Consider the following 8958-nt stretch of genomic DNA (forward strand, 5'->3'; position numbering starts at 1 on the left):
GCTGGCGGCGGTCCGGGTCGCCGGGCGGCTCTTCACCCCCGGCCCAGACCCTCCCGCTCGCCATGATCATCGGGCAGCTCCGGGCCACCGCGATCGACCTGCTCCGCGGGGTGGGCGGGGACGACGACGCCACCGTGCTGGGCCGGGTGGACGCCGCGGTCACCGGACCCGCCTGACCGGCGTCAGCCGGCGAGCCAGGCCACCGCCCGCTGCCGGATCTCCGCCGGCACCTCGTGACCGCCGGCGAACTCGGCGTACTCCACCGGGTAGCCCAGGGTGTGCAGGCGGGGGACCAGCCGCCGGCTGCACACGTCCACCGGCAGCACCCGGTCGTCGGTGCCGTGCGAGACGAAGGCGCGCGGCCGGCCGTGGGTCACCAGCGGCGCGGCGAAGCCCGGGGAGAAGGCCAGCACCGCGTCGACCAGGTCGCCGTTGGTCAGGCCCAGGGACAGGGCGTACGACGCGCCGTCGGAGAAGCCGCCGACCGCCACCTCGGTCACCGGGTACGCCCCGAACACCGTGCGGAGCAGCTCGTCGATCCGGGCCACGTCGGGGCCGAACCCCTCGACGATCAGGTCCCAGCTGCTCGCCGTGGCCTGCGGGGCGAGCAGCAGCAGCCGGTGGGTGTCCGCCAGCGGCAGCAGCAGGTCGAGCCCCTGCTGGGCCGTCCCGCCGGCCCCGTGCAGCAGCACCACCACCCGGTACGGCCCGTCGCCGGCCGGGCGTACAGCAGCGCCGGCGGGCCACCGCCCGGCGCGGCCAGCGTGGTCTGGCCGGTGGCGCCCCGGGTCACCGGCGGGGCCGCCGGGCGTGCAGCCGGCCGTGCCGCGGGTTCTCCTCCTCCGGTCGCCGGTGCGGCGGCGCGGGCTCCGTCACCTCGTCTCGCCCCCTCCCGTCGGCCGATCCCCGCGCGGTTACCCCGCTTCCCGCCGGTCAACCGCCCAGTTGGGCGCTCTCCGGCCGGGCTTCCGGCCGGTCCGGTGCTCCGGCCGCGCTGGCCGCGCCGCCGGTCCAGGGCGCTGCCGGTCCGGCCGTGCTGCCGGTCCGGCCGTGCTGCCGGGCCGGGTGCGCGGCCGGTCAGGCGCTCTCGCGGGCCACCAGCGTCGACGGGAACGCGGTGACCGGCGGCACCCGACGGCCGTCCAGCACCGCGGTGGCCGCCGCCGTGGCGATCCGCCGGACCGGGTGGGTGGCGGTGGTGAGGGCGGGCGTGCTGACCGCCGCGTACGGGATGTCGTCGAACCCGGCCACCGCCACGTCGCCGGCACCCCGATCCCGCGCCCCCGCAGCGCGGAGATCACCCCGAGCGCGGTGGCGTCGCTGGCCGCGAAGATCGCGTCGTGTCCGGCCACCGGGTGACGGCCTCCAGCGCCGCCCGGCCGCCCCGGGCGCGCTGAAGTCGCCGGCCACCAGCCGCACCGGCAGGTCGGCCGCGCGCATCAGCGCCCGGTACGCGGTCACCGACCGCCCCGCGCAGGACAGCCAGCGGGGTCCGGTGACCATGGCGATCCGGCGGCGGCCCGAGTCGTACAGGTGGCGGAGCACCGCTCCGGCGCCCGCGGCGTTGTCCACGTCGAAGGAGGGCACGGCCGCCGAGCCGATGCCGATCGAGGCGACCCGGCCGCGCAGGCCGGTCGGCACGGCGGCCAGCACCGGTTCCGTGGTGTTGACCAGCACCACCCCGCAGACGCTCCGGTCCTCGCCGAGCCGGCGCAGGCCGGCGGGCGCGCGCAGGGACAGCCACTCCAGGGCGACCCCGACCCCGTGCGGCGCGCAGACCTGCGCGGCGGCGCCACCACCCGGTCCACGTACGGGTCGTCGAGGACCGTGGCGTCGGCGCCGGACACGGCGACCACCAGCCGGACCCCGGCCCCGCGCACCAGGGCGCGGGCCGCCTGGTTCGGCACGTAGCCGAGCCGGTCGGCGGCGGCGGCGACCCGGTCCCGGGCGGCGGGCGAGGCGAACCCGGTGCCGGCGATCACCCGGGAGGCGGTCGACCGGGACACCCCGGCGGCCCGGGCGACGTCGTCGAGGGTGGCCGGGCGTGTCGTCGGCGTGCTCATGTCGTCCCTCCACCCGTCCGGGCCGTGCCCCCGCGCCCGGCCCACACCGGCATCATGCCGGTTCCGGGCGGTCGCCGGTAAGGGGTGGATCCGGCTTGTGGTGGTAGCGCTCTCAGGTGTGCGATCGTCGGCGGGGCAGTCCGTCAGGGGAGAGGAAGACAGCGCTGTGAGCAGCACCACCGACACACCGACCGCCGACCGGCAGGCGGTACCGCGGCCGGTCCTGGCCGCCCGTACCGGGGTGGCGGTCGTGTTCGCCCTCAACGGGCTGGCGGTGGCCACCTGGTTCTCCCGCGTCCCCGCGGCGAAGGAGTCCCTCGAACTGAGCGCCGGCCGGCTGGGCCTGCTGCTGCTCGCGATGTCGGTCGGCGCGCTGCTGGCGATGCCGACCGCCGGCCTGCTCACCCAGCGTCTCGGGCCGGCCCGGACGGTCGTCACGTCGACCCTCCTGGTCGCCGCCGGCATGACGGTGGTCGGGCTCTCCGCCGGGCTCGCCGGCTCGCTGTCCGGCGTCGCCGTCGGGCTGTTCGCCTTCGGCTACGGCTCCGGCGCCTGCGATGTGGCGATGAACATCGAGGGCGCGGCCGTGGAGAAGCGGCTGGGCCGGACCATCCTGCCCCGGTTCCACGCCGCATGGAGCCTCGGCTCGGTGGCCGGCGCGGGCATCGGCGCCGGGGCGGCCCGGGTGGGCGTACCGGTGGGGGTGCACCTGACCGTGCTGGCGATGGTGGTGCTGGTCGGCACGCTGCTCGGCGCCCGGTCCTTCCTGCCGGCCGCCGCGGAGGCCGACGGCCCGGCCCAGCCGGCGGCCCGGCGGCGGGCGCTGCTGGCCGCCTGGCGGGAGCCGCGGACCCTGCTCGTCGGCCTGCTGGTGCTGGTGATGGCGTTCACCGAGGGCAGCGCGAACGACTGGCTGGCGGTCGCCTTCGTCGACGGGTACGGGGTCAGCGAGGCGGTCGGCGCCGCCGTCTTCGGCGTCTTCGTGGTCGGCATGACGCTCGGCCGGACCGCCGGCACCGTGGCCATCGACCGCTGGGGACGGGTGCCGGTGCTGCTCGGCACCATCGGCCTCGCCACCGCCGGGGCCACCCTGGCGGTGCTGGCCGGCTCCGGCCCGCTGGCGGTCGCCGGCGTCGCCCTCTGGGGGCTCGGCGCCTCGCTCGGCTTCCCGGTCGGGATGAGCGCCGCCGCCGACGACGAGGACCGGGCGCCCGCCCGGGTCAGCGTGGTCGCGGTGATCGGCTACACCGCGTTCCTGGGCGGGCCGCCGCTGCTCGGCCTGCTCGGCGACCACGTCGGCACGCTGCGCGCCCTGCTCGTCGTGCCGATCCTGCTGCTGCCCACCCTCGCCCTGGTCCCGGTGCTGCGCCCACCGGCCCGCTGACCGGTCCGGGCTGGGACGCCGGATCGGCGATCTGGCGGTAACCACCCGGGCGGGATACCGCCATATCGCCGACCTGGGCCGAGTCACGGCGGACTCCCACCCGGCTCGCAGCCGGTTCTCAGGAACCGGTGCTCCACTGGAGGGACGCCGAGGAGAGGAGCCGGAGATGAGCTGGTTCAGCCGACGGCCCCGGGCCGTCGACCGGACGACCCCGACGAAGCTCGACCGCGAGGCGACCGGGGAGGACCTGGCCGCGCTGGAGGCGTTCGTGACCAGCCGGCAGGGCGTGGAGTTCTACCTGGAGCCGGAGACCACGGCGACCGACACCACGGTGGTCGCGATCGCCCACGACGGCGAGTGGATCCGCCGCCGGACCGGCTCGCCGCGCGCCGCCGGGAAGATCGCCCAGAAGCACGCCATCCCGCTGTACGAGGCGGCCCGCACCGGGTACCCGGAGCGGATGCGGGCCTGGAACCGGGCCCACCCGGAGCGCCGCGCCCGCTGACCGGCCGCCACCCGGGCGGATCAGCCGGCCAGCACTGCCTGCGCCCCGGCTCGGGTCACCCGCTGTGGCCGGAGAGGCGGCGGGGAGGTCGGCCGCGCGCGACAGGCCCTGGATCTCCCGGGCGGGCGCCGGGCTCCCCCCGCGTCGACGATCACACTTCCGCCGTCGTCGCCGATGACCGCCGCGCCGGGCCGCACGTTGCCCGGTCGGGATCGCCCGGGGAAGCCGGCACGGCCGGCGACATGTCGGAGCGTGACGGCGTCGATGGTGGCAATTCCGCACTGAGCGCTGGACGGCGGTCGAATGCTGACCGGGACACCAGCCCGTCCGCGCGGCCGCAGTGGTCCCGTCAGGGCGAACGGGTCGTCGGCGGACCGGACGGCCATGGGTGGGAAATGGTGCGGCCCAGATGTACGGCGGGGCCGGAAGTCCAACCCTCGCGCATGGACCGTGGTCATTGCGAGTGGTGGCGTCCGGTCGGCGGCGCAATTGACGTCCGTGCCCGCCGGTGGCGGTGCGGGCAGCCAGGTGCCCGCCGTTGACCCGCGGCGGGCCGGTGTGGCAGCATTCGCGGCCTGACGGCAGTGAAGGAAGCCGGTGCGATTCCGGCGCGGTCCCGCCACTGTCACCGGGGAGCGATCCCCCCTCGTGAGTCACGGCCGTGTGTCTGCGGTTGGAAGGCCGGGGGTGAGCGTCGATCCGGAAGCCAGGATACTTCGGCCGTCGGGAGTTGACCCCAGGGCGTGGACACCCGAGGAGGACCCGATGCACGGCTGCTCCGCCATCGACGATGATCGTCGCATCCGGCCGGCGCGCACCGACGCGCCGACGACCGATCACCCCGCACCGCGTTCCGGTCGCCCCCCCCGTGCGCCCGGCCCGCCGCGCCGCCGCCCGCCTGACCCGGCCCGGCGCCGCCGCTTTCCGCTGAGGTTCCCTCCCGTCCGGTCCGCCGCCGGCCGCGTCCGCGTAGCCACGCGTCGCGGGTGAGCCGGCCGGCGGGCGGCTGAACCCGCGCCCACCCCTGCCCGTCGGCGGTCGACCCGCCCCCGGGCGTCACTCTCCGGAGCTGTCCGTGCTCATCCTGCTGCTCTCCACCGCCGACACCGACCTGCTGGCCGCCCGCGCCAGCGGCGCGGACTACCGGCTGGCCAACCCCGCCCGGGTCGCCGCCGACGCCGTGCCCGCGCTGCTCGACGGCGCCGACCTGGCCGTGGTACGCCTGCTCGGTGGCCGGCAGGCGTGGCCGGACGGGCTGGCGGCCGTCCTCGCCTCCGGCGTGCCGACCGTGGTGCTCGGCGGGGAGACGCTGCCCGACGCCGAGCTGATGGCGGCCTCCACCGTGGCCGCCGGGGTGGCCACCGAAGCGCTGGCGTACCTGGTCGAGGGCGGCGCGGACAACCTGGCCCAGCTGGCCCGGTTCCTCTCCGACACGGTCCTGCTCACCGGCGAGGGCTTCGCCCCGCCCGCGCCCACCCCGCCGTACGGCATCCTCGGCGACCCCGCCCACGACGGCGGCCGGGCCACGGATGGCGACGGACGGCCCACGGTCGGGATCGTGTTCTACCGGGCGCACGCCCTGGCCGGGAACACCGCCTTCGTCGAGACCCTGGCCGACGCGGTCGCGGCGGCCGGCGGGCGCCCGCTGCCGATCTTCTGCGGCTCGCTGCGCGGGCTCACCCCCGGCGCCGGACCGCTCGACCTCTTCGCCCGCTGCGACGCGCTCGTCGTGACGGTGCTCGCCGCCGGCGGGACGGTCGCCGCCGACGCCTCCGGCGGGGGCGACGAGGACGCCTGGGACGTCGGCGCGCTCGCCGCCCTCGACGTACCGGTCATCCAGGCGCTCTGCCTGACCAGCACCCGGGAGCAGTGGGCCGCCGGCGACGCCGGACTCTCCCCGTTGGACGCCGCGATGCAGGTGGCCATCCCCGAGTTCGACGGGCGGATCATCACCGTGCCGTTCTCGTTCAAGCGGATCGACGCCGACGGGCTCTCGGTCTACGAACCCGATCCGGAGCGGGCCGCCCGGGTCGCCGGCATCGCGGTGCGCCAGGCCCGGCTGCGGCACGTGCCGAACGCCGACAAGCGGGTCGCCGTGGTGCTCAGCTCCTACCCGACGAAGCACTCCCGGGTCGGCAACGCCGTCGGCCTGGACACCCCCGCCTCGGCGGTACGGCTGCTCGCCGCCCTCGCCGACGCCGGCTACCGGCTGGGCGGCGCGCCCGTGCCCGACCACGGGGACGCGCTGATCCACGCCCTCATCGCGGCCGGCGGGCACGACGTCGAATGGCTGACCCCGGAGCAGCTCGCCGCCGCCGAGGCCCGGGTGCCCGGGGAGACCTACCGGCGCTGGTTCGACGCGGTGCCGTCCTCGCTTCGCGAACGGATGCGGGAACACTGGGGAGAGCCGCCCGGCCGGCTCTACACCGACGGCGGGGACGTCGTCCTGGCCGGGCTGCGCTTCGGCAACGTGGTGCTGCTGATCCAGCCGCCGCGCGGCTTCGGGGAGAACCCGATCGCCATCTACCACGACCCCGACCTGCCGCCCAGCCACCACTACCTGGCCGCGTACCGGTGGCTGGCCGCGCCGGTCGCCGACGGCGGCTTCGGCGCGGACGCGGTGGTGCACCTCGGCAAGCACGGCACCCTGGAATGGCTGCCCGGCAAGGGGCTCGGGCTGGCCGCCGGCTGCGCCCCCGACGCCGTCCTCGGCGACCTGCCGCTGGTGTACCCGTTCATCGTCAACGACCCCGGCGAGGGCACCCAGGCCAAGCGCCGCGCCCACGCCGTCGTCGTCGACCACCTGGTGCCGCCGATGGCGCGCGCCGAGACGTACGGGGAACTGGCCAAGCTCGAACAGCTCCTCGACGAGTACGCCACCGTGCAGGCCCTCGACCCGACCAAGGTGCCAACGGTCCAGGCGCAGATCTGGGACCTCGTGCGCGCCGCCGAGCTGCACCACGACCTGCACACCGAGCGGATGCCCGACGCCGCGGACTTCGACGACTTCGTGCTGCACCTCGACGGGTACCTCTGCGAGGTCAAGGACGTGCAGATCCGCGACGGGCTGCACGTCCTCGCCCAGGCGCCCAGCGGCGAGGCCCGGGTCAACCTGGTCCTCGCCGTGCTCCGCGCCCCGCAGGTGTGGGGTGGCGCGCGCGCCCTGCCCGGCCTGCGGCAGGCCCTCGCCGCGAGCGTCGGCCTGGACGAGCAGGCCCTGCTCGCCGCGCCCGGAACCCGGGTCGGCCTGCCCGAGGCGCTGACCGACGTGGTGGACGGCCCCGCCGCCACCGCCGCCGACGCGGTCGACCTGATCGAGGCCCTGGCCCGCCGCCTGGTCGTCGGCATGGAGACCCTCGGCTGGGACGCCGGCAAGGTCGACGCCGTCGTCCAGGAGGTCACCGGGCGGACGCTCCCCGACGCCGCCGACGTGCTGCGCTTCGCCGCCCGCGAGGTGGTGCCCCGCCTCGACCGGACCACCGACGAGATCGACCGGGTGCTCGGCGCGCTCGACGGCCGCTTCGTCCCGCCCGGCCCGTCCGGCTCGCCCACCCGCGGCCTGGTCAACGTGCTCCCCACCGGCCGGAACTTCTACTCCGTGGACCCGAAGGCGATCCCCAGCCGCAACGCCTGGGACGTCGGGGTGGCGCTCGCCGACTCGCTGCTCGCCCGGCACCTCGCCGACACCGGGGCGTACCCCCGCTCGGTCGGGCTCACCGTCTGGGGCACCAGCGCCATGCGTACCCAGGGCGACGACGTCGCCGAGATCCTCGCGCTGCTCGGCTGCCGGCCCACCTGGGACGACCGATCGCGCCGGGTCACCGGCGTCGAGGTGGTGCCGCTGGCCGAACTCGGCCGGCCCCGCGTCGACGTGACGGTCCGCATCTCCGGCTTCTTCCGGGACGCCTTCCCGCACGTCGTCGCGCTCATCGACGACGCGGTCCGGCGGGTCGCCGCGCTGGACGAGCCCGAGGACGACAACTACGTCCGGGCGCACGTCGCCGCCGACGTGGCCGAGCACGGCGACGAGCGGCGGGCCACCGCCCGGATCTTCGGCTCCAAGCCCGGGGCGTACGGGGCGGGACTGCTGCCGCTGATCGACGCCCGGAACTGGCGTACCGACGCCGACCTGGCCGAGGTGTACGCCGTCTGGGGCGGCTACGCCTACGGCCACGGGCTGGACGGGCGGGAGGCGCGCGCCGACATGGAACGCTCCTTCGCCCGGATCGCCGTCGCCGTGAAGAACCAGGACACCCGCGAACACGACATCGTCGACTCCGACGACTACTTCCAGTACCACGGCGGGATGGTGGCGACCGTCCGCCACCTCACCGGGGTCGCGCCGGCCGCGTACGTGGGGGACTCGGCGATGCCGCACGACGTGCGGACCCGCACCCTCGGTGAGGAGACCCGGCGGGTGTTCCGCGCCCGGGTGGTCAATCCGAAGTGGATCGCCGCGATGCGCCGGCACGGCTACAAGGGCGCCTTCGAGCTGGCCGCCACCGTGGACTACCTGTTCGGCTACGACGCCACGGCCGGCGTCGTCGACGACTGGATGTACGCGCGGCTCGCCGAGGCGTACCTGTTCGACCCCGACACCCGGGAGTTCCTGGAGCGGTCCAACCCGTGGGCGCTGCGCGGGATCACCGAACGCCTGCTGGAGGCCGCCGAGCGGGGGATGTGGGCCGAACCCGACCCGGCCACCCTCGACCGGCTCCGCGAGACGTACCTGGCCAGCGAGGGCGACCTGGAGGAGCGACAGTGACCGGCTACCCGTTCAGCGCGGTGCTCGGCATGGACGAGATGCGGCTCGCCCTGCTGCTCAACGCGGTCAACCCGGCCATCGGCGGGGTGCTCGTCCGGGGCGAGAAGGGCACCGCCAAGTCCACCGCCGTCCGGGCCCTCGCCACGCTGCTGCCCCCGGTGGACCGGGTGGCCGGCTGCCGCTTCGGCTGCGACCGGCCGGGCCCGACCCGGCCTGCCCGGACGGCCCGCACCCGGCCGGC

General features: G+C 76.4%; 6 protein-coding genes, 2 pseudogenes and 1 riboswitch. Of the genes and pseudogenes, 5 read left to right on the forward strand and 3 right to left on the reverse strand.

The features are described from left to right. Nucleotides 1–182: 182 nt before the first annotated feature. Both JNW87_RS29885 and JNW87_RS29890 read right to left on the reverse strand, forming a co-directional pair. On the reverse strand, nucleotides 183–692 hold the full coding sequence (locus tag JNW87_RS29885; protein ID WP_238454806.1) for an alpha/beta hydrolase: 510 nt from the start codon (nucleotides 690–692) through the stop codon (nucleotides 183–185). 385 nt (nucleotides 693–1077) lie between these two features. Then, nucleotides 1078–1680 carry a substrate-binding domain-containing protein gene (locus JNW87_RS29890; protein WP_238454807.1) on the reverse strand — a complete coding sequence of 201 codons (603 nt, stop codon included), beginning with the start codon at nucleotides 1678–1680 and terminating at the stop codon, nucleotides 1078–1080. 84 nt (nucleotides 1681–1764) lie between these two features. Between JNW87_RS29890 and JNW87_RS29895 the strand changes: the two genes are divergently transcribed. Further along, nucleotides 1765–1911 carry a hypothetical protein gene (locus tag JNW87_RS29895; protein ID WP_238454809.1) on the forward strand — a complete coding sequence of 49 codons (147 nt, stop codon included), beginning with the start codon at nucleotides 1765–1767 and terminating at the stop codon, nucleotides 1909–1911. A gap of 47 nt (nucleotides 1912–1958) precedes the next feature. On the opposite strand, the pseudogene JNW87_RS29900 reads toward JNW87_RS29895, so the two are convergent. Further along, a pseudogene (locus tag JNW87_RS29900) lies at nucleotides 1959–2063 on the reverse strand (LacI family DNA-binding transcriptional regulator); the annotation flags it as partial. Between the two features lie 166 nt (nucleotides 2064–2229). On the opposite strand from JNW87_RS29900, the gene JNW87_RS29905 reads away from it, so the two are divergent. From JNW87_RS29905 to JNW87_RS29920, 4 genes and pseudogenes are all read left to right on the forward strand, one after another. Beyond that, complete coding sequence (locus tag JNW87_RS29905) at nucleotides 2230–3447, forward strand: MFS transporter (RefSeq protein WP_109800781.1); 1218 nt, start codon at nucleotides 2230–2232, stop codon at nucleotides 3445–3447. Nucleotides 3448–3613: 166 nt separating this feature from the next. After that, entirely contained in the window at nucleotides 3614–3952 is a 339-nt protein-coding gene (locus JNW87_RS29910) for a hypothetical protein (protein WP_109800780.1), read from the forward strand. Between the two features lie 587 nt (nucleotides 3953–4539). After that, a riboswitch (cobalamin riboswitch) is annotated at nucleotides 4540–4669 on the forward strand. Between the two features lie 358 nt (nucleotides 4670–5027). Then, on the forward strand, nucleotides 5028–8717 hold the full coding sequence (cobN, locus tag JNW87_RS29915) for a cobaltochelatase subunit CobN (protein WP_238454808.1): 3690 nt from the start codon (nucleotides 5028–5030) through the stop codon (nucleotides 8715–8717). 29 nt (nucleotides 8718–8746) lie between these two features. Then, nucleotides 8747–8958, forward strand: a pseudogene (locus JNW87_RS29920) (hypothetical protein); the annotation flags it as partial.

This window comes from Micromonospora sp. ATA51 (assembly GCF_016802855.1).
Taxonomy (GTDB): domain Bacteria; phylum Actinomycetota; class Actinomycetes; order Mycobacteriales; family Micromonosporaceae; genus Micromonospora; species Micromonospora sicca.

Excerpts from the sequence above, each read along its gene's own strand:
- JNW87_RS29910 (WP_109800780.1), top strand. The coding sequence starts at position 3,614 with ATGAGCTGGTTCAGCCGACGGCCCCGGGCCGTCGACCGGACGACCCCG.